Consider the following 24,396-nt stretch of genomic DNA (forward strand, 5'->3'; position numbering starts at 1 on the left):
CGTGTCGCCCTCCCCTCCCAAGCCCCGCATCCTGCTCGTCCAGTGCGGACCGGACCGACGCCACGTCGACCGGGAGACGGAGGACTTCGACCCCGAGCGCGGACTGGTGAAGCGCGCGACGATGACGCCGCTGGCCTGCGCGACGCTCGCGGCGCTCACGCCCGACACCTTCACCGTGGACATCTGGGACGAGGAGCTGCACGGACAGCTCCGCGTGGACACGGAGCTTGAGGACTACGACATCGTCGGCGTGTCGGTGATGTACTCCGCGCTCACCTACCAGGCGCGCTTCCTGGGCGGCTTCTTCCGCGACCGGGGCGCCACCGTCGTCGCCGGAGGCCCCGCCGTATCCGCCGCGCCGGAGGACTACCGGGGCTTCTTCGACGCGCTCTTCGTCAACGAAGCGGAGCGCACCTGGCCGCGCTTCCTCGCGGACTACCTCCAGGGCGAATACGCGCCCGAGTACCGGCAGATCGACAAGCCCGCGATGAGCGAGAGCCCTCCGCCGCGCTGGGACGGCATCGCGGCGGACTTCCCGCGCTACGCCTGGGGCTCCGTGCAGACGACGCGCGGCTGCCCCTTCGACTGCTCCTTCTGCGACGTCATCTACCTGTACGGCCGCAAGCAGCGGCACAAGCCGGTGGCCCAGGTGCTGGACGAGGTGCGCGGCCACGCGGCGCTCGGCGCGCAGGGCGTGTTCTTCGCGGACGATGAGTTCATCGGCGACGCGGGCTACGCGAAGGAGGTGCTCGCGGGGCTGGTGCCCCTCAACCGCGCCCTGCCCCGCCCGCTGCGCTTCTTCACCCAGGTGACGATGAACCTGAGCCGTGACGCGGCGCTGCTGGAAGGCATGGCGGACGCCAACTTCTACACCGTCGTGCTCGGCATCGAATCCTTCGACCCCGCCGCGCTCAAGGAAGCACAGAAGCACCAGAACGTGCGCGCGGACCTCATCGGCGACCTGCTGAAGATCCAAGCGTACGGCATCGGTCCCCGGGGCAGCTTCATCGTCGGGTTCGACCACGACACGCCCGCGGTGTTCGACTCGCTGCACGCCAACATCCAACGCTCGCACCTGCCGTGGGTGGTGGTCGCGCCCCTCCAGGCGCCGCGCGGCACCAAGCTGTGGACGCGGCTGCGCGCGGAAGGCCGGCTCGCCACGCCCCGCAAAGCGCCCTCGCGAGACCGGGGCGCCATCGTGCTCAACGTGATGCCCCTGGGCATGACGCGGCCCCAACTGCTCGAAGGGTTCCGCGACCTGGTGGAGCGGCTGTCCACGTGGGATGCGGCCTGCGAGCGCATCCGGGGCTTCATCGCCGGCATCCAGCGTCCGCCCCAGGTGGTGGAGCCGGAGTGGCCGGAGGCCGTCACCGACCGCTTCCTGCGCGAGGCCACCGACGCGTGGGCCCTGAGCACCGACGAGCGCACGGCCGTGGGCGACACGCTGCGGGAGGTGCGCCGCACCGCGCCCACGATGCTGCCGCGCACGGTGTTCTTCCTCGCGCGCAACCAGAACGAGCGCCGCCGGCACGAGCGCCTCTTCACCGACTTCGACGCCGTGCTGGACGCGGAGCGCAAGGGCGACTTCATCCCGGACACGCAGCCCGTCTACGTGCCCGCCACCTTCGCCACCGCGATGCGCGACGTGTTCCCGGACCTGTACGTGCGCTTGAGCCGCGACCTGCCCGACCGCCGCGACGTGCCCGAGGCGTCACGCGAGGTGCTGGTGGACTTCGTCTCCCGCTGGGGCGAGGGCTTCCAGACGATTGAGCCGCAGCACCACGAGTTCCTGCGCGAGCTGTGCGACGCGGCGGTGGCGGCGCGCGGCGGACATCCCGGCGCCATGGAGGCCGACGAGGACCAGGCCCTGCGCGCCCAGGCCCGCCGCACGGGCCTGCTGGAAGCACTGCTCAAGGACGTTCGCGACGAGCTCGCGAGTTGGGGACGGTGAGCGATGCGTGACGGCCTTCCCATCTTCGACGCGGATCGTCACGTGGTGGAACCGCTCAGCCTGTGGGCGGAGCACCTGGAGCCCGCGCTGCGCAAGCACGCGCCCCGGCCGGGACGCCTCCCGGACGAGTCCCTCCAGGAGCGGCTGGAGCGGCTGGGCCCCCAGGGCCTGTTGCCCGTGCAGCCCCTGCCGGAGGTGGACGGCAAGCCGCTGTGGAACCACATGCCGGAGCGCGCCTGGTTGCAGTTCTCCGCGCGCTCGTACCAGCAGTTGGGCCGCAATGAACTCCTGGCGCGGCCGGACGTGTACCTGGCGGAGATGAACCGCACGGGCGTGGACCGGGCGGCGCTCTTCCCCACCTACGCGCTGCTGCTGGAGGGCTTCTGGCCGCTGGAGCCGCGCGTGGCCTCCGCCTTCGCGTCCGTCTACAACACGTGGCTGCACGGCTTCTGCGCGCTGAACCCCGAGCGCCTGCGCGGCGTGGGCCTCATCAGCCGGCACGAACCGGAGGCCATGGTGGCGGAGGTGCGGCGCGTGGCGGGCTTCGGCTGGGGCGCGGTGATGGTGCGGCCCAACCCCATTGGCGGCCGGCTCCTGTCCGACGCGGCCTATGCGCCGTTCTGGGCCGAGTGCGAGGCCCGCTCCATCGCCGTGGTGCTGCACGGAAGTGGACATGTCTACGTGCCGTCCGCGGGCGCGGACCGCTTCGACACGCGCTTCGCCAACCACGCCTGCGCCCACCCGATGGAGCTGATGATGGGGCTGCTCGCGCTCCTCCAGGGCGGCGTGCTGGAGCGCCACCCCGCCCTGCGCATCGGCGCGATGGAGGCCGGATGTGGCTGGTTGCCCTACTGGTCCTGGCGCCTGGACGAGGAGTACCGCGCCGTGGGTGCCGAAGTTTCCGCCACCATCCGACAACCTCCATCCGCCTACCTGCGCCAACACTGCTTCGTTACCCTGGAGCCGGATGAGCCCTACCTGCCTGACATGATGCGACATCTTCCGGAAGAGCGACTGTTGTTCGGAAGCGACTTCCCACATCTGGACCATGAGGAGGACGTGTTGGGTTCCCTGCTGTCCTTGCGTGACCGGATACCCGAAAGTCGTCTACGAAAGGTTCTCTGGGAAAACCCGACCCGGTTCTACGGTGGGGAACCGTGAGGCCGCTCGAATGAGATTGTCGCTCGCCGAAGGCGTCACGCTGCGTTGCCTCGAAGCGGAGGACGCGCGCGTGGAAGGTCAAGGTCGCTCACTGCGGCTGGGCCTGCTGGCCCCGGGTGTGCGCGCCGTCTTCGAATCGCTCGCGGACGGAGGCATCCAGGAGACGGAGGTGCCGGCCGCCGCGGGCTCGGATGCGTCGCTCGCGTGGTACTGGCTGGACCTGGCCGGGGATGGCGGCCTGCTGTCGTGGACGGTGGAGGAGCGCGGCAACCTGCTCATGACGCTGACGCCCGCCTCCGCGTCCTTCCTGCGGCGCCGTGCGACGTTCGACGCGCTGGTGCCGCTGCAGTTGTCCCGCTTCGCGCACACGCGCATGGCGGCGGGACACGCGGTGCTGGACTGTCCCACCGTGCACGCGACGGCGGTGCTGCATGACCGGCGCGTGGTGTCGCTCCTGTTCGACATGGCGCGCCCCACGCAGCTGGCGCGGCTCAACCAGTTCAACACCGGCATCGAAGCCGTGACGCTGCGGGAGCTGGTGCGCCTCTTGGCGGAGACGGGCATCCTGGTGCCGGACGGACTGGACGTGCCGGCGTCGGAGGCCACGCTCACCGCCCTGCGCCAGTGGGAGCCGCACGACCTGCTCTTCCACCTGCGCTCACGCGGCTGGGGCCACCAGACGCGCGCGGGCGCCACCTACCGCTTCCGGGGGGAATTGCCCAACCCGCCCGCCCTCAAGCCGTCCGTCGCGCAGGAGTCGGTGGAGCTGTACCGCCCGGACATGGAGGCGCTGCGCACCGGGGACATGTCCTTCACCGAGGTGCTGGAGAACCGGCGCAGCCTCCGGGGCCGGGGCGCCACCCCGCTCACGGTGCGGCAGTTGGGGGAGATGCTCTACCGCGCCGCGCGCGTGCGCGACGTGAGGAGCACGCTCGACGGCGACATCACCGACCGGCCCTACCCCGGCGCGGGCGCGGCGTACGCGCTGGAGCTGTACCCGCTCGTCGGCGAGTGCCAGGGCCTGCCTCCGGGCGTGTACCACTACGAGCCGCTGGGCCACCGGCTGGAGAAGCTGAGCGGCCCCACGCAGGAGTTCCAGGCGCTGCTGGACGAAGCGCGCTCGCCGGTGGAGCCCTTCGACAGGCCGGAGGTGTTGATGGTGGTGGCCGCGCGCGTGCCCCGGCTCGCGTGGAAGTACGAAACGCTGGCGTACTCGCTGGTGTTGCAGGACACCGGAGCGCTGGTGCAGACGCTCTACCTGGTGTCCACCGCGCTGGGCTTGCGGCCCTATGCGCTGGGACGCAGCGACCCGGACCTTTTCCAGCGCGTGGCCGGAGTGGACGGCTTCGCGGAGGCGTCCGTGGGCGCCTTCGCGGTGTCCGGAGGCTCGACGCCGGCCCCCTGAGCCCTTCAAGGGGCCAGGGGACGCGGGCGCCGGGCCGGGCTCAGCAGCAGGGGCTGCCGCAGCAGTGCGAACGGTTGTACGTGTCCGTGAGGCTGGACAGGGCGACGGCATGGTCCGCCACGTTGGCCGGCTTCTTCGGCAGGGGCAGCTCCACCTCCGCGCCGCCGAGCTTCCATTCGTTGGAGGCGGCCGCATCCGTGCCGGTGGCGGGGACGACCTTGAGCTGGATGGCGGCGGGCATCTCGAAGTCGAAGCGCTCCTTGAGCGCCCGACGGGGGTCGGCCAGCAGGGCCTTCTCGAAGGAAGGCTCCTTCCACGCCAGGGCGACGGCGCGCATCCACACCGACTGCCAGTCATTCACCGTGGCCTTCGCACTCATCCCCGGCGAGGACGGCTTGCGCGCCACGGGGCGGGCCTTGGTGGGCGCGGCCTTCGACTCCGGCTTCTTCTTGCTCATGTCAGCAGTCTCCACCCAGCGCCTCCAGCAGCGCGCGGGCCTCCATGACGGGCGGCGTTCCCAGCCCCTCGGTGAAGGTACTGTAGATTATCTGGAGCCGCTGCCGTGCCTCTTCCTGCCGACCCGACGTCTGGAGTAGGCGCGCCAGCGCGGTGACGGCCTGCAGCTCCAGCATCCGCGCGCCCTGCGCGTGAGCCACTTCCGCCGCCTGCCGGAAGCACGCCTCCGCGGACAGGGCCGTGCCCCCATCGCGCGCGAGCAGCACCCGGCCCTTGACCCGCAGCATCCTGGACTCGTGGTAGCCCTCACCCAGGGCCCGCGCGCGCTCCCGTCCGCGCTCCACCGAAGCGAGCGCCGCGTCCACGTGGCCCAGCTCCAGCTCCAGCTCCGCGAGCATGCCGTAGTACACCGGCTGATCCATCTCCGTGCCGAACGCCTCGCGCATCGCCACGCTCCGTCGCATGGCCTCCAGGTCCTTCGCCGCCCACCCGCGCAGGATGCCCACGTACGCGGACTGCTCCGCGAGCCCGTAGCGGTGCGACAGCTCCGCGTGCCGCGAGATGAGCCGCGTCACCTCCGCGCGGTCGCCGTGCTCCTGCGCCATGATCAGCAGGTAGATGAACGACAGGCCAATGCTGGTGCCGTGGTTCAGCTCCCGCCCCCACGCCACCGCCGCCTCGCCGTGCGCCTTCGCCTGGTCCGCGAAGCCCAGCAGCCATAGCGCCCGGCACAGCACCACCTCACCGCCCACGCGCGTGTCCTGCCCGTAGAGGATGCGGTGCATTCGGTGCGCGACCGGGTCGAACAGCGCGACGCACCGGTCCGCCTTCGCCTTGGCCTCGCCCAGGCGGCCTTCCAACAGCTCGATGTTGGACAGGATGGTGAGCGCCACCGCCTCCTGTCCCGCGTCCCCGGACGCCTGCGCCAGCGCCACCAACCTGTCCAACAGGCCGCGCACCCGGCGCTGGTCGCCGCCCAGGTGGTAGTAGATGGACAGCACCCACAGCGTCGGGGCCGCGTACGGGCTCTCCCCCACGGTGAAGAGCAGCTCCAGCGACCGCTCCGCCACGGTGCGCAGGTCCTGCGAGCGCCAGCCCTGCGTGGACATCAGCGCGGGTGCGAGCACGCCGTTGAGGCCCAGCTCCAACTGCGCGCGCTCCAACGGGTCGTCGATCGCGTCCAGCCACGACAGGCCCAGCCGGGAGAACAGGATGGCCTCCACGTAGGCGGAGCGGATGAGCGCGGCGAAGGCGGCCTTCTGCGCGTAGACGATGGCCTTGCGCTTGAGGTTGGCGCTCGCGAAATGGTGCGCGAGCAGGTCCGGCCGCTCGTTCACCACCTCCGGGAAGTGCTCCTCCAGCGCCACCGCCGCCTTCGCGTGCACCTGCTGCCGGTGCCGCTTGAGCATGGAGTCGTAGGCCGCGTCGCGCACCAGCGCATGCTTGAAGAGGTACACGGGCCCCTTGGGCCGACGCTTGCGGTGCAGCAGGCCCGCGCCCACCAGCCGCTCCAGGTCCGCGTCCAGCGCCTCGGGCGTCAGCGGGCTGAGGTGGCGCAAGAGCTCATGCGACAGCTCGCGGCCCAGCACCGACGCCACCTGCGCCGTCTCCTTGCTTCGGCCCAGCCGGTCCAACCGCGCGACGAGCAGGTCGCGCAGCGTGCCCGGCACCACGGGGCTGCCCTTGCCCACCTCCAACGCGAAGCGGCCCTCGCGCTGGACCAGCGCGCCGGACTCCAGCAACGTGCGCACCAGCTCCTCGATGAACAGCGGGATGCCGTCCGTGCGCGAGGCGATCTCCTCCAGCGCCTCGGCGGAGAGCGGACCGCCCGCGGCGGCGGCGGCCAGTCGCTCCACCTCCGCGCGCGCGAGGGCGCCCAGTTGCACCTGCATCACCGACGACGAGGGCCAGGGCGGCTCGAACTCCGGACGCGCGCTGAACACCGCGAACAGGCGCGACGACGACACCTCCGCCACCAGCTCCTTCAACAGCTCCAGCGTGGATGGGTCCGCCCAGTGCAAATCCTCCAGCGCCAGCACCACCGGCTGACGCTCCGAAAGCGCGGCGAGGAACGCGAGCAGCGCGTTGCGCGTCAGCTCCCGGTGCTTCAGCGGCGACACGTCCAGCGGGGCCCAGCGCTCCGGCGGCAGCGGCAGGGACAACAGCGGCGCGAACAGCGGCATCGCCTCCGCCAGATCGAAGCTGTAGCCGGACAGCAGCGCCTCCAGGCCCGTCAGCCGGCCCTCGGGCGACAGGTCGCGGTTCGGGTCCACCATCCGCGAGAGCAGGTCCACCACCGGGAAGTACGCCTGGCTTGCGCTGTCCGCCGTGCAGCGGGCCTCCAGCCACGTGTGGGGATCCACGCCCAGCTTGTCGCCCAGCTCACGCGTGAGGCGCGACTTGCCGATGCCCGGCTCGCCGGTGACGAGCACCGCCTGCCCCTGCCCCGTGCGCACCTGCTCCCAGCGCGACAGGAGCAGATCCAACTCCCGGGCGCGGCCCACCAGCGAGAGGGCGACCTCCGTGCCGCTCCACGTCGCGTCCGCGCCCTGGAGTACGAACGTCTCCAGGCCGGGGGGCAGCAGGTCATGGACGGGCGTGGGCCCGGGCTCCAGCGGGAAGTGCTTGCGCACGAGCTGCTGCGTGTCGCCGGTGAGGAGGATGGCGCCCGGGGGCGCGGACGTGCTCAGGCGGAAGGCCAGCTTCGGCGTGGTGCCCACCACGAAGCCCAGCCCGGACAGCGTCGGGTCCCGCTGCTCGCGCGACACCACGAGTCCCGTGTGCAGGCCCACGCGGATCTCCACCCGCGTGCCGCGCTCGGTTTCAATCGCGCGGCCCCGGCGCTGCACCTCCGCCACCATGTCCAGCGCCGCCTGCGCCGCGCGGCGGGCGTCGTCCTCCCGCGCCGCCGGATAGCCGAAGTAGAAGAGGACGATGTCGCCCAGCGCGCTGGCGATGTGGCCGTTGTAGCGCCGGGCGATTTCGATGCAGACCTCCTGCTGGGCGCCCAGCACATGGTCCAGCTCTTCGATGTCCACCGGGCCCGGCGCCGTCGCCGTGGCGGACAGCGTGCAGCACACCACCGTGAGCTGCCGGCGCTCGCCTTCCGCCCACCGGCGCGCGCGCGTGGACAGGGCGTTGGGCGTGCGGCTGCTCAGCTCCACCGTCGCCGTCTCCGCGTTGGGGGACGCGGGCTGGATGCGCACGGGCGCGGCCCGACGCGGCAGGTTGGACAGGTCCACCGCCTCCAGTTGGCGCAGCAGCACCTCCGCGGAGACGGTGCGCTGCGCGGGGTCCTTGGCCGTGGCGCGCTGGAGCAGCTTGCCCACCGGGTGCGCCGCGAGGAACGCGGGGAGGGGCACCGGCTCCGAGGACAGTTGCTGGAAGATGACCTCCGCGACGGTGGCGCCCTCGAAGACGCGCTTGCCGGTGAGGCACTCCAGGAACACCAACCCCCAGGCGTACAGGTCCGAGCGCGGCGTGGGCGCCTGGCCGCGAAGCTGCTCCGGCGCCGCGTACGACGGCGTGCCCAGCGATTCGTTGGTGGAGGTGATGCGCGGCTGCGGCTCCGCGCGCGTCAGCTCATCCGTCACCGACCCGATGCCGAAGTCCAGCACCAGCGCATTGCGGCGCGCGCCGGTGGGCACGACCATGATGTTCGCGGGCTTCAGGTCGCGGTGCACCACGTTCTGCGCGTGCGCGCACGCCAGCGCGTCCAGCAGTTGCAGCATCAGGTGGCGCACCTCCACCGGATCCAGCACGCCCTCTTCGGCCAGCACCTGCGCCAGGTTCTTGCCCGGCACGAACTCGAAGATGGAGTAGACAGCGCCGCCCTGCGCCCGCCCGGAGTCGATGAGCCGCACGATGTTCGGGTGGTGCATCTGCGCGCACAGCTTCATCTCCCGCTCGAAGCGCGCGCTGCGGCGCTCCACCGACTCCGGCGTCGCGCCCTCCGTCAGCCGCAGCAGCTTCACCGCCACGTTCTGGCCGGTGGTCACCTGCCGGGCCTTGTAGACGCGGCCGAAGCCACCTTCCCCCAGCTCCGACAAGAGCTCGTAGCGGCCCTCGAAGGCCTCCAGCAAGTTGGGATCCATGGGGTTCTTCATCGCGCTCCCGTGCCACGCACTGTTGCCCACCGCGTCTCAACCGCGTGCCGCGCCGGCCCCCTGCGAGGGCGCCAGCCGGACGACCTGTCCCCCCCGCCGAGGCAGGGTGATGACGAACTCCGTGAACTCGCCCGGCACCGTCTCCATGCGGAAGGTGCCCTGGTGTCCCTGCGCGATGATGTCATGGCTGAGTGACAACCCGAGCCCCGTCCCCTGCCCCGGGGGCTTCGTCGTGAAGAAGGGGTCGAAGATTCTCTGCGCGCTCGCCGCGGGGATGCCCGGACCATTGTCGCGCAAACGCACCTCCACCTGCTCCGGCCGGGCCAGGGTACGGACCTTGAGCACCGGCACGTACCCCGCCCCCTGTGCGGCCCACTTCTGGCGCATGGCGTAGAGCGCGTTGTCCACGACGTTGATGATGACGCGGCCCACATCCGCGCGCACCAGCTCCACGCTCGCCACGGCGGGGTCGTACTCCACGTCCAGCCGGACGGGCATGGGCTCGCCGCGCACGCCGCCCTGCCCCAGGGCGATGCTCTCAGCGACCAGCGCGTTCAGGTCCACCGACTCGCGAGGCCCTGGTGAGCGCCGCGCATGCTGGAGCATCCCCTGGATGAGCGAGTCCGCGCGCCGGCCGTGCTCGTTGATCTTCTTCGCGTTGGTGCGCAGGCAGTCCAGGGCTTCGTCCACGTCGCGTACGGAGGCAGCGTCCAGCGTCTCGCGCTGGGGCGCCATCACCTGGGCCAGGTCCTCCGTGAGGCCCACCGACAGGCCGGCGAAGTTGCTGATGAAGTTGAGCGGGTTGCGCAGCTCGTGCGCCATGCCGCCCACCATCGACGCGAGCGAGGCCAGCTTCGCGTCCATGATGAGCTGCATGCGCTGCACCGTCTCCTGCTCGATGCGGCGGTAGAGCCGGGCATTCTCCAGCGCGAGCGCCGCCTGTCCCGCGAACGCGACGAGGAAGTCCAGGTCGTCCTCGGAGAAGCGGTTGGGCGTGGAGAGGTTGTCCACGTACAGCACGCCCATCACCTCGTCCCGGGGCTTGAGCGGCACGCACATGGACGCGCGGATGGAGCTGAAGATGATGGACTCGGTCGCGTCCAGGCGGGGGTCGTTCACCGCGTCGGAGAACAGCGCGGCCACGCTGCGGCGCAGGACGAAGTCCACGATGTTCTGGCTGAAGATGGGCCCGCGCACGGGCGTGCCCTCCGCCGTCTTCGACACGCGCGGCTCCAGCTTCCCGCTCTGCTCATCCAGGAGCAGGATGACGCCCCGGTCCACGTGGAGGATTTGAAAGGCGAGGTCCAACACCTTGCCCAGCAGCGTGTCGAAGTCGTCCGTGACGGACAGCAGCTTCGCCACCTCCTGGAGGATGCGCAGCCGCTCCCTGGCGCGGGTGGCCGCGATCGCCGCCTCCGACGCGGACTGCTCCGGGCCAGGCACCGCCTGCACCAGCGTCTTCAACGGCACGCGGGTGAGCGCGCGCGTGAGCTGGGGACGCGGCTCGTCGGAGGAGGCCTCCCCCGGGGTGCCCGGCGCCACGGCCGGGGGCGCGTCGCGGGTGAGAAGGAAGACGAGCTCGCCCAGGGTCAGCGTGTCACCGGGGCGCAGCTCCTTGCGGCGGATCTGCTCGCCGTTGACGAAGGTGCCGTTCTTGCTCTGGAGGTCGGTGACGAAGAAGCGCCCGTCGGTGCGCTCGATGCGGGCGTGCTGGCGCGACAGGCTGCGGTGGGGAATGCAGATGACCTGATCATCGGCGCGGCCGATGGTGAGGGGCACGTCCCCCAGCGGATAGGACAGCTCATCCGGCTGCCCTGGATTGTAGACGAGCATCGGCAAGGCGGACCCCCTCCGGGGTGAAAGCCTAACCGAAAAGCCCCGCGGCCCACCGCGTCAGGGCGCGCGGCGCCGCAGCACGGACGCATCCAGCGACGCGAGCGTGGGCCGTCCGGAGAGGGCCAGGGCCAGCTCCAGCTCCTCGCGCAGCAAGGAGAGCAGATGTCCCACGCCCTCCTCTCCTCCCGCCGCGAGCCCCCAGTACACCGGGCGCCCCACCAGCACCGCCTTCGCGCCCAGCGCCAGCGCCTTGAGCACGTCCGTGCCCCGGCGGATGCCGCCGTCCACCAGCACCTCGCACCGGCCGCGCACCGCCGCCACCACCTCCGGCAGCGCCTCCAGCGGAGGCAGGGCCCCGTCCAACTGCCGGCCGCCGTGGTTGGACACGATGAGGCCGTCCACGCCCGCCGCCACCGCGCGCTCCGCGTCCTCCGCCGTCAGCACGCCCTTGAGGACCACCGGCAGCCGCGACACCGAGCGCACCCACGCCACCGACTCCCACGTCAGCGACGCGTCGAAGTCCCGCGCCGCGTGGGCCGCGATGCCCGACTCACCCGGCGCGCGCGTGGCCAGCGCCTGACTCACGCCGGTGTCGAAGTTGGCCGCGCGCACGTGGGCCGGCAGGCCGAAGCCGCTGCGCACATCCCGCATGCGCCGCCCCAGCCGGGGCGTGTCCACCGTGAGCACCAGCGCACGGTAGCCCGCGGCCTCCGCGCGGCGGATCAGCGCCGTCGTCACCGCGCGCTCGCGGAAGCAATACACCTGGAACCAGAGCGGCCCGGAGGCCGCGCGGGCCACGTCCTCCAGCGAGCGGCTGGCCATGGTGCTCACCACCATCAGCCCTCCGTGGGCCCCGGCGGCGCGCGCGGTGGCCTCCTCGCCGTCCGGATGCGCCAGACACTGGTAGGCCATGGGCGCCACGCCCAGCGGGTGCTTCAGCGTCGTGCCCAACAGGCTCACGGAGGTGTCGCAGCGGGACACATCCACCAGCACGTTGGGCCGCAGCCACCACGCGTCGAAGGCCCGCCGGCTGTCGCGCAGCGAGCACTCGTCATCACTGCCGCCGCACACGTAGTCGAAGACATCCGCGGGCAGCTTCTCGCGGGCCTGCTGCTCGTACTCGTCCAGGCACAGGGGACGCATGGGACTCCAGGGCGCGGGGCCCGGCTTACGCCTGGGCTCGCGCGTAGTCGCGCTCCACCGCCTCGAACAGCGCGCGGATGTTGGCCCCTCCGAAGCCGCGCGCTTCCTGGCGCTGGATGACCTCGAAGAACAGCGTCTGGCGGGGATGCGAGGACCGGGTGAAGGTCTGCAGCAGCGTCCCCCACTTGTCCCGGTCCACCAGGATGCCCAGCTCCCGCAGGGGCTCCAGGTCGAACGCCAGCGCGCCCAGCCGCGACTCCAGCCGCTCGTAGTACGCTGGCGGGATCTCCAGGAACGACAGGCCCTGCCGCAGCTGGCTCACGCACCCCACGATGTCCGGCGTCAGGAACGCCAGGTGCTGCACGCCCGGGCCCCCGTTGCGGCGGAGGAACTCGCCAATCTGGCCGGGGTTCTCCTTGGACAGCGGCTCCTGGAGCGGGAGGCAGATGCGCTCCGACAGGCTCTGCACCACCTTGGAGTTCATCCCGCTGGCGGCCGTGTGCACGACCTCCTGGTGGGACTGCCGGAAGCCGAAGACGTGCTCGTAGAAGCGCACTGTCGCGTCCAGCGTGCCCGGCTCCAGGCAGATGGCCAGGTGGTCCAGGCCGGAGAGCGGCTCGGAGTCCAGCAGCACCGGCGCCTCGCTCGGCACCAGGCCCGGCGGCAGGAACGCGCCCACCGGCGCGTCGGACTGGATGAAAGAGTGGACCAGGTCGCCCACCGTCGCCACCGTCGCCTGGAGCATGCGCCGCCCCGCGCCGTCCTTCCCCACCACCGGCTCGCGCAGCGGCTGGGCCCCGCGCTGCGTGACGTGCCCGAACGCCGCCACCGCGTCCGTCGTGCGCAGCGCGATGTCCCGGACGCCGTCCCCATGCCGCTCGACGAACGTGGACGGGGCATCCCCCGCCTCCAGCCCCTGCGTCAGCAAGAGCCGCAGCGTCCCCTGCTGCAACAGCACGGAACGCCGCCCCACGAGCCCCGTCTCCGGCCCGCCCTGCGCCACCCGCCGGAACCCCAGGTTGCCCATGTAGAAACCGGACGCGGTCGAGACGTCGGCGACGAACAGCTCAACGTACTCGATATCATCGAAAAACATGATTTAGACCCGTCCCGGTGAAATCAAAATTGCGTGGATGATAAACGAATCAGGGGAAGACGGGAATGCTATCCCAGCCCTCTGACACGTTTGATTCCGTCCACAGCGGATCCTCTCAGGCCCCGTTGGCCAGCAGTCCGCGCACCCTCAATGCACCGAGGATGCGCTCCACACCAGACGCCACCGTCTCAGCGTCGGAACGGACGACCACCTCGGGCGATTCCGGCGGTTCGTAGGGAGCCGACACGCCGGTGAAGTGGAGGATTTCTCCTGCCAGGGCCTTCTTGTAGAGGCCCTTGACGTCCCGGGTGATGAGCACGTCCAGTGGTGCGTGGACGTACACCTCCAGGAACGGGATGTCGGCCCCGGTGGCCAGGGCGCGCACCTCGTCCCGGGAGCTCCGGTACGGGGAGATGGCGGCGGTGAGGACCCCCACCTCGTGCTTCGCCAACAGGCGCGCCACGTAGCCGATGCGCCGGACGTTCTCCTCGCGGTCCTCGGGGGTGAAGCCCAGCCCTCGGGACAGGTGCGTGCGGACTTCATCCCCGTCCAGCAGCTCCACGCGCTGCACGGGCGCGAGGCAGCGGAGCACCTCCGTGGACAGCGTGCTCTTGCCCGCGCCGGACATGCCGGTGAACCAGAGGATGAAGCCTGGACGCGGTCGCATGGGCGGCCTACCTCTCCACGGCGGGGCCGTGGATCATCCCGGCGCCCACGGTGGCATTGCTGCTTTCGTCGATGAGGATGAAGCCACCGGTGCCCCGGTTGCGCCGGTACGCGTCGAAGAAGAGCGGCGCCGTCGTGCGCAGCGTGACGCGGCCCACCTCGTTGAGCTTCAGGCCGGGGCTCTGCTCGTCGCGGTGCAGGGTGTTGACGTCCAGCCGGTAGTGCAGCTGCTTCACCAGCGCGCGCGCCACGCGGGTGGTGTGCTTGATGGCCAGCCGAGCCCCGGTGTCGAGCACCGTCTGGTCCGACAGCCAGCACACCATCGCGTCGATGTCCTGTCCCACGGTGGGCGGGTTGCCCGGGCGGCACAGCATGTCGCCGCGGCTGACATCCAGCTCCTCCTCCAGCAACACGCTCACCGACATGGGCGGGAACGCCTCCGCCACCGGCCTGCCCGCGAACTCCAGCGCCTTGATGCGCGTGGTGAAGCCGGACGGCAGCACCCTCACCTCGTCGCCCGGCCGCATCACGCCGCCCAGGAGCTGGCCGGTGCAGGCGCGGTAGTCGTGGAACTTCTTCGCGGACGCGGGCCGGATGACGCCCTGCACGGGGAAGCGCAGGTGGATGAGGTCGCGGTCGGACGCGATGTGCACGTTCTCCAGGTGGTGCAGCAGCGTGGCCCCCTGGTACCAGGGCATCTTCGCCGAACGCGTCACCAGGTTGTCCCCGCCCAGCGCGCAGATGGGGATGAACGACAGGTCCGACACGTCCAGCTTCATGGAGAACTGGCGGAACTCCTCGCGGATGCGCTCGAAGACGCCCGCGTCGTAGTCCACCAGGTCCATCTTGTTCACGCACAGCACCAGGTGCGGCACGCGCAGCAGCGACGCGATGAAGGCATGCCGCCGCGTCTGCTCCAGCACGCCCTTGCGCGCATCCACCAGGATGAGCGCCAGGTCCGCCGTGGACGCGCCCGTCACCATGTTGCGCGTGTACTGCCAGTGCCCCGGCGTGTCCGCGATGATGAACCTGCGCTTCGCCGTGGCGAAGGAGCGGTACGCCACGTCGATGGTGATGCCCTGCTCGCGCTCGGCCTTCAACCCGTCCAGGTGCAGCGCCAGGTTGACGTACTCGTCCCCCCGCGCGTGGCTGGTGCGCTCCACCGCCGCGAGCTGATCCTCCCGGAGGGACTTCGTGTCGAACAGCAGCCGCCCGATGAGGGTGCTCTTGCCGTCATCCACGGAGCCCGCGGTCGCGAGCCTCAGCAGCTCCACTAGAAGTACCCCTCGCGCTTGCGGTCTTCCATCGCCGTGTCACTGAACCTGTCGTCGGCGCGGCTGGCACCGCGCTCCGTCACCCGCGACGCCATCAGCTCCGCGAGGACCTGCTCCACCGTGGACGCGGTGGACGCCACGCACGCGGTGCACGTCATGTCGCCCACGGTGCGAAAGCGCACGGCCTGCGTCGTCACCGTTTCGCCGGGCAGCGTGGGCAGGAAGGGCGATGCCGCCATCAGCATCCCGTCACGGAGGAACACCTCGCGCCGGTGCGAGGAGTAGAGGGACGGCAGCGCCACGCCCTCCCGCGCGATGTATTGCCAGACGTCCAGCTCGGTCCAGTTGGACAGCGGGAACACCCTCAGGTGTTCGCCCCTTCGGTGGCGGCCGTTGAAGAGGCTCCACAGCTCCGGCCGCTGGTTCTTCGGGTCCCACTGGCCGAACTCGTCGCGGAAGGAATACACGCGCTCCTTCGCGCGGGCCTTCTCCTCGTCGCGCCGGGCGCCGCCGAGGACGGCGTTGAAGCCGTGCTGCTCGATGGCCCCCAGCAGGGGCTGCGTCTGCAAGCGGTTGCGCGACGCGCGCGGGCCCTTCTCCTCCGTCACCCGCCCCGCGTCGATGGCGTCCTGCACGGACGCGACGATGAGCCGCGCGCCCAGCTCCGCCACGCGTTCGTCGCGATACTGGAGGACCTCCGGGAAGTTGTGCCCCGTGTCCACGTGCATCAGGGGAAACGGCAGCGGCGCCGGCCAGAAGGCCTTCACCGCCAGGTGCAGCATCACCGCGGAGTCCTTGCCGCCGGAGAAGAGCAGCACCGGCCGGTCCAGCTCCGCCGCGACCTCCCGGATGATGAAGATGGACTCGGCTTCCAACACCTCCAGATGTGAAAGCGCGTAGCTCACGGGCGCGAAAGGTAGCACAGCCGGAGCGGCCTTCCGGAGGCCCGCTCCCACCGGGAACACAGCGGATGCGACCCGTGAAAACAGGCGGTGAAACATCACCGTCCTACCTGTCAGGACGGCGGTGTCCCCGGGCATGCCCGGCCCGCGGTTGGCGGCCCCCACGCCGGGTGCGGGAAGCCGTTCCCGGACGGGGGCGCATGGTATAGACGGCCGCCCCATGCGAAGCGCGCCCCCTCCGAGTCCTTCCGCCCCTGATCGCTGGTTTCCGTCCCGCAAGCCGCTGCCGGAGCCTCGCCTGCGCCTGTTCTGCCTGCCCTTCGCCGGCGGGAGCGCCGCCATCTACACGCCGTGGGCCAATGCCCTGCCCGCGGGCGTGGAGCTGTGCGCGGTGCAGTTGCCCGGCCGCGAGCGGCGCCTGATGGAGCCGCCCTACAAGTCGCTGCCGGAGCTGATGGACGCGCTGATGCCGGTGCTGCTGCCGCTGATGGACCGGCCCTTCGCGCTGTTCGGCTACAGCATGGGCGCGCGCATTGGCCTGGAGGTGGCCCGGAGGCTGCGCACCCAGGGCGGTCCCCGGCCCCTGGGCTTCATCGCGGCCGCCGCGCCGCCGCCGTCCCACAACGATCGGGACCCCATCCACCAACTGGATGACGTGGGCTTCATCGCGAAGCTGCGCGACTACGAGGGCACGCCGGAGGAGGTCCTCCAGCACAAGGAGCTGTTGGAGCTCATCCTCCCCACGCTGCGCGCGGACTTCGGGCTCGCGTGGACCGGGGACGGAAAGGACACGGCGAAGTTGGACATCCCGCTGTCCGTGTACGGCGGCAGGACGGACAAGCACGTGGGCCCGGGGCTCATCGAGCACTGGCGCGACGAGTCCACCGCCGACGTGCGCATCCGCCAGTTTGACGGAGGCCACTTCTTCATCCGCACGCACGGGCAGCCGGTGCTGGAAGCCGTGCGTGAGGACCTGACGCGCTGGATGACGGCCGTCCCCTAGACGGTCACGAAGCTCGGCGGGGAGTCCCCCGCGAGCGGCACGGTGTGCTGCCAGCGCACGGTGAGCGCGCCCCCCCGGGGCCGGCGGAAGGCCACCGCCGCCTGATGGCGTTCGGACGGCTGGTGCTGCACGAACTGCCACACGTCCGGCACGTCCCCCATCCGGGGGTCGAAGGCGATGGCGGGCATCCGGCCCGGCACCAGGTCGAACGCGAACTGATCCAACGGCAGGGACAGGCCCGCGCCGCGCGCCTTGATGTACGCCTCCTTCAGGGTCCAGTACTCGAAGAAGCGCGCCCGCTGGCGCTCCTTGGGCAGGGCGCGCAGGGCCTGCACCTCCGTGCGCGCGAAGTAGTGGTCGGCGATCTCCACCGTCTCCCCCGGCCGCTGCGCGTCCTCGATGTCCGCGCCCAGGTCCACGTCGCGGCCCACCGCGATGAGCGCCATGCCGTCGGTGTGGCTCAGGTTGAAGCGCAGCCACTGCCCTTCCGGGCCGACGATGGCGGGACGGCCGTACGCGTTGGGGACGAAGCGCCACGCCTCCGGCGCGACGGGCGCGTAGCGCGACAGCGTCAGGCGCACCAGCGCGTGCGACACGAGGTACTGGCGCTGGTGGCGCTCGAAGTGGAAGCGCCGCTGCTTCTCACGCTCCTGCACATCCAGCAGGGGCAGGTAGGCCGCCAGGAGGCGCGGGTCGTCGATGCGCTCGGGTTCGACGAGCCAGACATGGACCTCGTCGGGCCGCAGCTCCAGGGGCTTGAAGGGGGAGGACGCCGTCATGCCCGGAAGGGAAGCAGGAACCACCGCGCATGTCACGGTGTACGCTTCGCGGACCAGGGGTCCATGCCGGGCCCGGACCGGGGGAGTTCCAGTGGATCTGTCCATCGCGACGACGAAGCTCCAGGCGCTGCGCAAGGACATGACCGGCCATACGGACCGGGACGACGAGCGCCGCATCCTCGACCTGCTGCGGGGCGCCACTGGCGAGGAGCTGAACTTCCTCCTGTCCAACGTGGACCTCGTGCGCCTGTTGTCGGACCTGGATGACCGGCTGGTGGGCCCGGACCACCACACCGAACTGTTGGAGCTGCTGTGCACGCACCGCGCGCCGGAGCTGTCCCTGCCGGTGCGCGCGTCGCTGGCCACCGCGCTCCAGAAGGGCGCCACGCGCGCGCAGGCGGAGCGGCGGCTGCGCGACCTGTTCCTCGGGCTCAAGGGCCGGGAATTGACCGCGTTCAAGAACCTGCTCGACGCGGGCGGCGAATACCACGACCTGCCCCATCTGGTGTTCGACGACGTGGACGACCCGGCCCTGCGCGCGGAGCTGCTCGCCCACTTCCAGCGCGAAGCGGAGGCTGTCCCCAGCGGTGAGAACAAGGTGCTGAGCGACATTGACGACACGTTCTTCGCCAACTGGGTGGACAAGCGCTACCCGTCCAAGACGGTGTACCCGGGCGTGCTCGCGTTCTACGCGGAGCTGGACCGGGGACCGGGCATCATCCCGGGCCGCTCCGGCGACCTCACCTTCGTGAGCGCGCGGCCACAGGATCCGCTGGGCCTCATCGAGAACGCCACGCTGGAGTCCCTGCGCGAGCGCGGCGTCCCGCTGGCGGTGATGCTCTCCGGCAGCTTCTTCCACCTCGTGGGCAACACGCGCATCGCGCAGAAGAAGTTCGAGAACTTCGAGCAGTACTCCCGCCTCTTCCCCGAATACGGCTTCGTCTTCGTGGGCGACAGCGGCCAGGGGGATGTGGAGTTCGGCGCCCGGATGCGCGCCGCCCAACCCCAGGCGGTGCGCGCCGTGTTCATCCACGACGTGGTGGCCACGCCCGAGGCGAAGCGCGACGAGTGGCGCGCCCAGCACGTCTACTTCTTCGACACCTATGTGGGCGCGGCGGTGGAGGCCTTCCACGCGGGCGTCGTGTCCCGCGACGGCGTGGACCGCATCGCCACGGCCGCGGTCGAATCCCTGGCGGCCATCACCTTTCCCACCCCGGCCCAACGACAGACACGGGAAGCGGAGCTGGCACGCGACCTGGCCCGGGCCCAGGCGCTGCCTCGCGCCGGATCTGTCTGAATATCGATGGACGGGTCGCGTCCACACCGGCGGCCCGATGTACTTCCTCCGGTTCCCGAAAGAAGATCGCCCCATGTTCCGTACGCTTGCCCTGACGTCCGCCGCCGCCCTCTGCCTCTTCTGCACCGCCTGCGACGGCGGGGAGGACGACGACACGAAGCCGGAGCTCAAGGACACGCGCTCCAATGTGTCGGGCGCCCACGCCGTCCAGTTGAACCTCATCGTGACCGGGGTTCCCGAAGCCACCGAGCCGATCGAGACCCTGCTCGTCGTGAGCGAAACGGCGAACTCCAAGACGGACCTGGGCTTCGCCGTGCTCGGCCTGGACTGCGACCTGACCGGAGCCATGACGGGCGAGTTCACCTTCAAGGTGAACCCCGGCTCCTGCGACCTGACGCTTCCCACCGAAGGCGAGGAAGGCGAAGCAGGGTCCTGCTCCGTCCAGCTCAACGTCACCCAGGGGACCGGCGGCCGGGAGTCAGGCGCGAAGATCCACGCCACCCTCTCCGGCACGTACAGCCTCGACTGCAGTGACGTCGTGCCCTTTCCCCTCTCCCTGCCCCTGACCATCGAAATCACGGGCACCTGAGGCGCTTGCACGGACGCAGGATGCGGGCTCACCCGGGCGGGGGCAGCACTGCCCGTCGCTCCCTGGTGCGTGGCGATGTGCAGCAGGGCCCGGCTGACGTCACCACGCCAACCCCTGCTCCCGCCACGGCAATGACTTCGAACGCGTCATGGGCTGCTACTCGAATCCCAGACACCGGATTCACGGCCCACCCAAGGTGAGACGGGAACAAACCCTCATCAATCCAGACACCGTGTTTCACAAGAGCCCGCACCCATCAATCCCTGTCACAATCACACCCCGCATTCCAGGACTGAACTCCTGTCCTTACCCCTAGTACTACTTGATCAGATGCGTGACGGCCCGAGAGGAGGAGCGCGGGCGTGGATGTGACGGAGGCAAAGCGGGCAGTGGCCGAGTCGCCGCAGCAGGATCAAGGCCGCGGTCCGCGGGGGAGGCTGATGCGCAGGGCCGCCGAGCCTCGTGTGTGGCTCGACGGCGTGGAGCGCCAGTGGCATCTGGGCTGCCAGTGACTCCGGGCCTCAGGCTCCGCCCGAGGCGTCGTGGAGCTTCAGCACATAGAGGAAGTCCGGGACGGTGAGTCCGCGCGCCACGACGAGCCTGTCACGCAGGATGATCGTCTCCTCCAGCGAGTCGTGGAAGCGCGCCAGGGGCGTGGTGTCCATCCGGCGATGGAACGCGACGGGCTCGTCGCTGAGCACCTCCCAGTAAGCGCGGCGCGTCACCTCATCGGGCTCCGCGTTACCATCGAGCACCTCTCTCGGCGCCCCCGTGGCGAGGTCGAAGAAGCGCGTCTTCTGGTCATCCGAGCGGGTGACGAGCACCTCCCCTTCCATGGCCACCAGGAACGGCAGCGCGGGGTGCTGTACCTCGTACATGAGCCGCCCCGTGTCCGCTTCATACAGGCGCACCCGGTCGTCCAGTGTGCACACGGCCACCCGCAGGCCATCCTCGGAGAGCCTCGCGGCGATGACCGGCTCTTCGGAGACCTGGAGCACGCGCCGGAAACCCGCGGTCAGGTCGAAGAGTTCGAGCTCACCCGAGGCCCGTCCCACCGCGATGCGCGGCACGCGCGCGGCCGCCGTGTAGGCCACCGCGGGCTTCATCAAGGCCTGCGTGTCGAGCACAAGCCGGCCCGTCTTCACGTCGTGCACCTGGAGCCGGGAGGGCTCTTCATGGCCCGACACGACGTAGGCGCCGTCCGGGGTGAACTCCACCATCGTGACAGGGGCCTCGGGGCCCTTGAGTGTGTGGAGCAACTGGCCATCGGCCACGCGCCACACTCGCACCACGCCCAGCTCGAACGTCCCCGCGAGCAGCGTCGTGTCCGGGGAGAAGGTCATGACCTGCTTCATCGTCATCTTCCTGGACGCATCCCGCCCCTCCAGCGGCTTCCCGGTCAGCTCCATCGTCGGTGCGAGGCGTGCCAGGTCGAACAACTGGATGCCCCGTCGCCACCCGTCCTCCAGGTAGCTCGTGACGGGATAGGCGGCCAGCGCGTCGTTCCCGCTGAAGCGCCAGGCATGCAGGTTGGATGCATTGGCCTCGGGCGGTGGCTCGCGTACGTGGCCCTGGGCATCGATGACGAGCATGCCATCCATCCGCATCGCGACGGCCAGGGCTCCCTCGGCCCGTCCCCACAGGTGCTTCACGCGGTGCTGCTCGGAGAGGAGTCTGGGGGGAGTGGGCGCATCGAGCTGGCTCAGCAGCACACCGCCATCGACGGCCGTCAGCGCGAAGTGCTTCAGGTCCGGCGAGAAGGCCGCGCCGCGCTCGTGCCCGTCCGATGAATAGGGACGCGACCACACCGAGGCGCCGTCCTTCACGTCCAGCACCTCCAGCCGGTCGTACCCCAAGAGGCCCAGCCGCGAGGTCCCCAGCCACTGCACGTGGGAGTAGCGCGAGCCCCCCTGGATGCCGCGCACCCGCTGCCAGGTCTTCGTCTCCGCCACGCCGACGTCGTCGAGGTCCGCCCACGCGAGCCACTCGCCGTCCGGACTGAAGGCCACGGTGCTCACGGAGCGCTGCGCATCCAACCGCGCCACCTGCTCGCCCGTGGCCACTTCCCACACGCGCACCGTGTCGTCCGACGCGCCCGACACGAGCCAGCGCCCCGAGGGATGGAACGCCACGCTCAGCACGGACTGCTGGTGCCCCTTGAGCGTGCGGACCTTCTCACCCGTGTTCAGGTCATACAGGTGGATGAGCCAGCCGAGGTTGGCCACCGCCAGCAGCGTGCCATCCGGGCTGAAGGCCACCGACGTCACCTGTCCCTCCTGACGGCGGAACAGGTGCAGGTGCTCTCCCGTCTCCACGTCCCAGACGCGCGCTTCATGCGCCCTGGAGCCCGAGGCCAGTTGCTTGCCATCCGGGCTCCACGAAATCCCGCGCACCTCCATCTCGTGGCCCTCCATCACCCGGAGTTGCTTGCCCGTCGCCACGTCCCAGACGTGGACGTTGTTGCCGTCGGCGTGCGAGCCGTCGGTGTACGAGCCGGTGGCGAGCCGCGTCCCCGTCGCATCGAAGGCCGCGCACAACACCTGGGACTCGTGCCAGAGGTACACGTCGGCACCCTCCAGCGCGCCACGCAGCGGCAGGAGGGACTCCACCCAGGGCGCGCCGCCGGAGGACTCGCGCTGCCGTCGCCACCAAGCCGCGAGCTGGTGGAGGTGCGCCTCCGGGTCGTCCCAGGGGCCCTGGCCCGTGACGGAGAAGTGCCGCGCGGCGTCTGGCGCGTCGTACCAACGCAGCCGGTTGTAGAGGCACTGGAAGATTGCCTCGGGGTGCTCGCGCAGGAAGTCCGCGTCGAGGGTGACGGCCTTGCGCAGCACGCCGAGCGTCCGAGGCCCCACGGTGGGGCCGTCCTCGTGCAGCACGCGCGTGTCCGCGGGCGTCCGGGCGAGCGCGTCGTCGAGCGCGGCGAGCAGCCCGTCCACCCCTTCGGCGTCGATGAGGGCTTCGAGGGTGGAGAGCTCGGTGAGGGATGCGAGGTCTTGGGGCATGGGGGGCCTTCGCCGCGAGGTGCGGGGGGACGCATTCTCGCGGCGACCCTCCGCCGGTTTCAATCGGCGAGTGCCCGGCGCGTCGCAGAGCTGGTGAAGGAGTTGGCCCGGGCCCAGGTGCGCCTCAAGCGAGCCGAGGCCCTGCTGGACCTGTAATAAAAGTATCGGACATGTGTCTCCAATGCGTGACGCTCGGAGCCCCGTCAACCGGGCTCCGAGCGCTCACTGCCTCGGGACTACAGTCGCGGCAGACACGACAGGCCGGGGACAGGCCCTAGTACTACTTGATCAGATGCGCGACGGCCCGAGGGGAGGAGCGCGGGCGTGGATGTGACGGAGGCAGAGCGGGCAATGGCCGATGCGGGCGAGCAGCAGGTGCTGAAGTCGGCGCCGCACCATGGGCAGTGTCCAGTGCGTCCTCTTCCGGGGGGAAAAGCGCTCGACGGAGCGCGAGGAAGCCGTGGGCCACCATGCAGAGGGTGGCGTGGTGGTGAAAGCCGCGCCAGCCGCGTCCCTCGTAGTGGTCCAGTCCCACCTCGCCTTTCATCTCCTGGTAGTCGCGCTCGACGCGCCAGCGCAGCTTCCACAGCCGCACCAGCGTCTTGAGGGGCGTGTTCGCCGGCAACGAGCAGTAGGCCAGCTTCGTCGGAGCCTTTTCCCCTTCAGGCCATTGCGCCAGCAGCCACACTTCTTCCGAGGGCGCCGCACGCTTCGCGTGACGCTCCGCCGTTCGCACCCGCACCGCGGCGAAGCGCGAGGACTGCTCACCCAGGCTGCCTTCGCGCCAACGCACCGTCTTCCATTGCTCCGGGGGCAACTGGCGCACCAGCGCTTCGAGGGGCCACGGCTCCACGCCCGGGGCCACGTAGCCTTGGCGCGGGCGTCCCCGGCGGCCTTCTACCCTGGGCGCGAGCACTGGCTGGGCGCCCGGAGGCCAGGCCGTGTGCGTGCCCGTCACGCCCACCAGGAAGTGCAGTCCGCGCTCGCGCACGCCCTCGCGGAACTCGCGGGCGCTGCCATAGCCCGCGTCCGCCAACACCACGTGCCGCCGCACGCCCCACGCCAGCGCGTCGTCCAACTGCCCCAGCGCGATTTGCCATTTCGTCTGGAACTTCACCGGCGCGGGTACCCCCACCGCCTTGCGACGCGTGCGGCTCTTCGCCCACGCCTCCGGCAGGTACACCCGCAGGGCCACGCAGCCGCTGCCTCGTTCTCCAGCCAGATGCAGGCTGACGGCCACCTGGCAATTCTCGGTGCGGCCCAACGTGCCCGAGTACTGCCGCGCCACGCCCACCGAGTGCTCGCCCTTCTTGGGAAAGCCCGTGTCGTCCACCACGTACGCTTCCACCTCGGGCAACTGCTGCTCCAGCTTCAGTGCCAGCCGGCCCCTCATCTGGGCGTCGCTCCACTCAGACACCGACACGCACTGGTGCAACCGCTGCCGCATGGCTTCCACCTGCGTGGCGTCCTTCACCAGCCGCGCCGCCATCGGCTCGGTGCTCTTGCGCACCCCCTCCAGCAGCAGGCCCGTCAGGTACCACTCCATCGCCCGCCGCCTCTCACTGCGGCCCATCCCCTCCACCATCGACTCCAGGTACTCGCGCAGCTCTTTATCCAGCTTGCGCATCTGTGCAGGGGTCATGACCTCGAACTCGATCACGCCCCTCGACTCGACGCAACTGACTGAGTAGCACCAGGGACTTCCAATTAAACTGATTTTACTGTATTGC

General features: G+C 70.5%; 17 protein-coding genes. 6 read left to right on the forward strand and 11 right to left on the reverse strand.

The annotated features are described in order from the left end of the window. Nucleotide 1: 1 nt before the first annotated feature. From OV208_RS40285 to OV208_RS40295, 3 genes are read left to right on the forward strand one after another with little or no spacing between them, the layout of a single operon-like run. The gene (locus tag OV208_RS40285; RefSeq protein ID WP_267579295.1) at nucleotides 2–1,951 is read left to right on the forward strand and encodes a radical SAM protein; all 1,950 of its coding nucleotides are present in this window, start codon (nucleotides 2–4) and stop codon (nucleotides 1,949–1,951) included. Nucleotides 1,952–1,954: 3 nt separating this feature from the next. Continuing rightward, a complete protein-coding gene (locus OV208_RS40290; RefSeq protein WP_267579296.1) occupies nucleotides 1,955–3,112 on the forward strand; it encodes an amidohydrolase family protein in 1,158 nt (385 codons plus the stop codon). Nucleotides 3,113–3,122: 10 nt separating this feature from the next. Then, a complete protein-coding gene (locus OV208_RS40295; protein ID WP_267579297.1) occupies nucleotides 3,123–4,517 on the forward strand; it encodes a SagB family peptide dehydrogenase in 1,395 nt (464 codons plus the stop codon). Nucleotides 4,518–4,557: 40 nt separating this feature from the next. On the opposite strand, the gene OV208_RS40300 is transcribed toward OV208_RS40295, so the two are convergent. The 8 genes from OV208_RS40300 to cysD all read right to left on the reverse strand — a co-directional run bounded on the left by OV208_RS40300 (nucleotide 4,558) and on the right by cysD (nucleotide 15,999). Then, on the reverse strand, nucleotides 4,558–4,974 hold the full coding sequence (locus tag OV208_RS40300; protein ID WP_267579298.1) for a BMA_0021/BMA_0022 family TOMM bacteriocin: 417 nt from the start codon (nucleotides 4,972–4,974) through the stop codon (nucleotides 4,558–4,560). A 1-nt stretch (nucleotide 4,975) separates the two neighbouring features. Beyond that, on the reverse strand, nucleotides 4,976–9,067 hold the full coding sequence (locus tag OV208_RS40305) for a TOMM system kinase/cyclase fusion protein (protein WP_267579299.1): 4,092 nt from the start codon (nucleotides 9,065–9,067) through the stop codon (nucleotides 4,976–4,978). 48 nt (nucleotides 9,068–9,115) lie between these two features. After that, a complete protein-coding gene (locus OV208_RS40310) occupies nucleotides 9,116–10,912 on the reverse strand; it encodes an FHA domain-containing protein (protein WP_267579339.1) in 1,797 nt (598 codons plus the stop codon). Nucleotides 10,913–10,972: 60 nt separating this feature from the next. Then, entirely contained in the window at nucleotides 10,973–12,058 is a 1,086-nt protein-coding gene (locus tag OV208_RS40315) for an alpha-hydroxy acid oxidase (protein WP_267579300.1), read from the reverse strand. A 25-nt stretch (nucleotides 12,059–12,083) separates the two neighbouring features. After that, nucleotides 12,084–13,154 (reverse strand): 4-hydroxyphenylpyruvate dioxygenase, encoded by a 1,071-nt coding sequence (gene hppD, locus OV208_RS40320; protein ID WP_267579301.1) that lies wholly within the window; start codon nucleotides 13,152–13,154, stop codon nucleotides 12,084–12,086. A 115-nt stretch (nucleotides 13,155–13,269) separates the two neighbouring features. Beyond that, on the reverse strand, nucleotides 13,270–13,821 hold the full coding sequence (gene cysC / locus OV208_RS40325; protein ID WP_267579302.1) for an adenylyl-sulfate kinase: 552 nt from the start codon (nucleotides 13,819–13,821) through the stop codon (nucleotides 13,270–13,272). Between the two features lie 7 nt (nucleotides 13,822–13,828). After that, nucleotides 13,829–15,094, reverse strand: a complete 1,266-nt coding sequence (locus OV208_RS40330; RefSeq protein WP_267579303.1) for a sulfate adenylyltransferase subunit 1 — start codon at nucleotides 15,092–15,094, stop codon at nucleotides 13,829–13,831. Then, nucleotides 15,094–15,999 carry a sulfate adenylyltransferase subunit CysD gene (cysD, locus tag OV208_RS40335; protein ID WP_267579304.1) on the reverse strand — a complete coding sequence of 302 codons (906 nt, stop codon included), beginning with the start codon at nucleotides 15,997–15,999 and terminating at the stop codon, nucleotides 15,094–15,096. Before cysD ends, OV208_RS40330 begins: the two co-directional genes overlap by 1 nt. A gap of 217 nt (nucleotides 16,000–16,216) precedes the next feature. Between cysD and OV208_RS40340 the strand changes: the two genes are divergently transcribed. Next, on the forward strand, nucleotides 16,217–16,999 hold the full coding sequence (locus OV208_RS40340) for a thioesterase II family protein (protein ID WP_267579305.1): 783 nt from the start codon (nucleotides 16,217–16,219) through the stop codon (nucleotides 16,997–16,999). Here OV208_RS40340 and OV208_RS40345 read toward each other — a convergent pair. Then, the gene (locus OV208_RS40345) at nucleotides 16,996–17,778 is read right to left on the reverse strand and encodes a 4'-phosphopantetheinyl transferase family protein (RefSeq protein WP_267579306.1); all 783 of its coding nucleotides are present in this window, start codon (nucleotides 17,776–17,778) and stop codon (nucleotides 16,996–16,998) included. The two genes, OV208_RS40340 and OV208_RS40345, sit on opposite strands and share 4 nt — an antisense overlap. A 91-nt stretch (nucleotides 17,779–17,869) precedes the next feature. Between OV208_RS40345 and OV208_RS40350 the strand changes: the two genes are divergently transcribed. Together OV208_RS40350 and OV208_RS40355 are read left to right on the forward strand one after the other, a co-directional pair. Continuing rightward, a complete protein-coding gene (locus OV208_RS40350; protein WP_267579307.1) occupies nucleotides 17,870–19,075 on the forward strand; it encodes a phosphatase domain-containing protein in 1,206 nt (401 codons plus the stop codon). Nucleotides 19,076–19,148: 73 nt separating this feature from the next. Continuing rightward, the gene (locus tag OV208_RS40355) at nucleotides 19,149–19,664 is read left to right on the forward strand and encodes a hypothetical protein (RefSeq protein WP_267579308.1); all 516 of its coding nucleotides are present in this window, start codon (nucleotides 19,149–19,151) and stop codon (nucleotides 19,662–19,664) included. Between the two features lie 521 nt (nucleotides 19,665–20,185). Here OV208_RS40355 and OV208_RS40360 read toward each other — a convergent pair. After that, entirely contained in the window at nucleotides 20,186–22,666 is a 2,481-nt protein-coding gene (locus OV208_RS40360) for a WD40 repeat domain-containing protein (protein ID WP_267579309.1), read from the reverse strand. A gap of 280 nt (nucleotides 22,667–22,946) precedes the next feature. Beyond that, nucleotides 22,947–24,308, reverse strand: a complete 1,362-nt coding sequence (locus OV208_RS40365) for an IS701 family transposase (protein ID WP_267579310.1) — start codon at nucleotides 24,306–24,308, stop codon at nucleotides 22,947–22,949. Nucleotides 24,309–24,396 lie beyond the last annotated feature (88 nt).

Source organism: Corallococcus sp. bb12-1, from assembly GCF_026626765.1.
Classification (GTDB): domain Bacteria; phylum Myxococcota; class Myxococcia; order Myxococcales; family Myxococcaceae; genus Corallococcus; species Corallococcus terminator.

What these genes read in the sequence shown, in the direction of transcription:
- cysC (WP_267579302.1), bottom strand. Translation starts at nt 13,821, where the DNA reads ATGCGACCGCGTCCAGGCTTCATCCTCTGGTTCACCGGCATGTCCGGC.
- OV208_RS40315 (WP_267579300.1), bottom strand. Translation starts at nt 12,058, where the DNA reads ATGCGTCCCCTGTGCCTGGACGAGTACGAGCAGCAGGCCCGCGAGAAG.
- OV208_RS40300 (WP_267579298.1), bottom strand. Translation starts at nt 4,974, where the DNA reads ATGAGCAAGAAGAAGCCGGAGTCGAAGGCCGCGCCCACCAAGGCCCGC.
- OV208_RS40295 (WP_267579297.1), top strand. Translation starts at nt 3,123, where the DNA reads ATGAGATTGTCGCTCGCCGAAGGCGTCACGCTGCGTTGCCTCGAAGCG.
- OV208_RS40305 (WP_267579299.1), bottom strand. Translation starts at nt 9,067, where the DNA reads ATGGATCCCAACTTGCTGGAGGCCTTCGAGGGCCGCTACGAGCTCTTG.
- OV208_RS40345 (WP_267579306.1), bottom strand. Translation starts at nt 17,778, where the DNA reads ATGACGGCGTCCTCCCCCTTCAAGCCCCTGGAGCTGCGGCCCGACGAG.
- OV208_RS40360 (WP_267579309.1), bottom strand. Translation starts at nt 22,666, where the DNA reads ATGCCCCAAGACCTCGCATCCCTCACCGAGCTCTCCACCCTCGAAGCC.
- hppD (WP_267579301.1), bottom strand. Translation starts at nt 13,154, where the DNA reads ATGTTTTTCGATGATATCGAGTACGTTGAGCTGTTCGTCGCCGACGTC.
- OV208_RS40310 (WP_267579339.1), bottom strand. Translation starts at nt 10,912, where the DNA reads ATGCTCGTCTACAATCCAGGGCAGCCGGATGAGCTGTCCTATCCGCTG.
- OV208_RS40365 (WP_267579310.1), bottom strand. Translation starts at nt 24,308, where the DNA reads ATGACCCCTGCACAGATGCGCAAGCTGGATAAAGAGCTGCGCGAGTAC.
- OV208_RS40355 (WP_267579308.1), top strand. Translation starts at nt 19,149, where the DNA reads ATGTTCCGTACGCTTGCCCTGACGTCCGCCGCCGCCCTCTGCCTCTTC.
- OV208_RS40290 (WP_267579296.1), top strand. Translation starts at nt 1,955, where the DNA reads ATGCGTGACGGCCTTCCCATCTTCGACGCGGATCGTCACGTGGTGGAA.
- OV208_RS40340 (WP_267579305.1), top strand. Translation starts at nt 16,217, where the DNA reads ATGCGAAGCGCGCCCCCTCCGAGTCCTTCCGCCCCTGATCGCTGGTTT.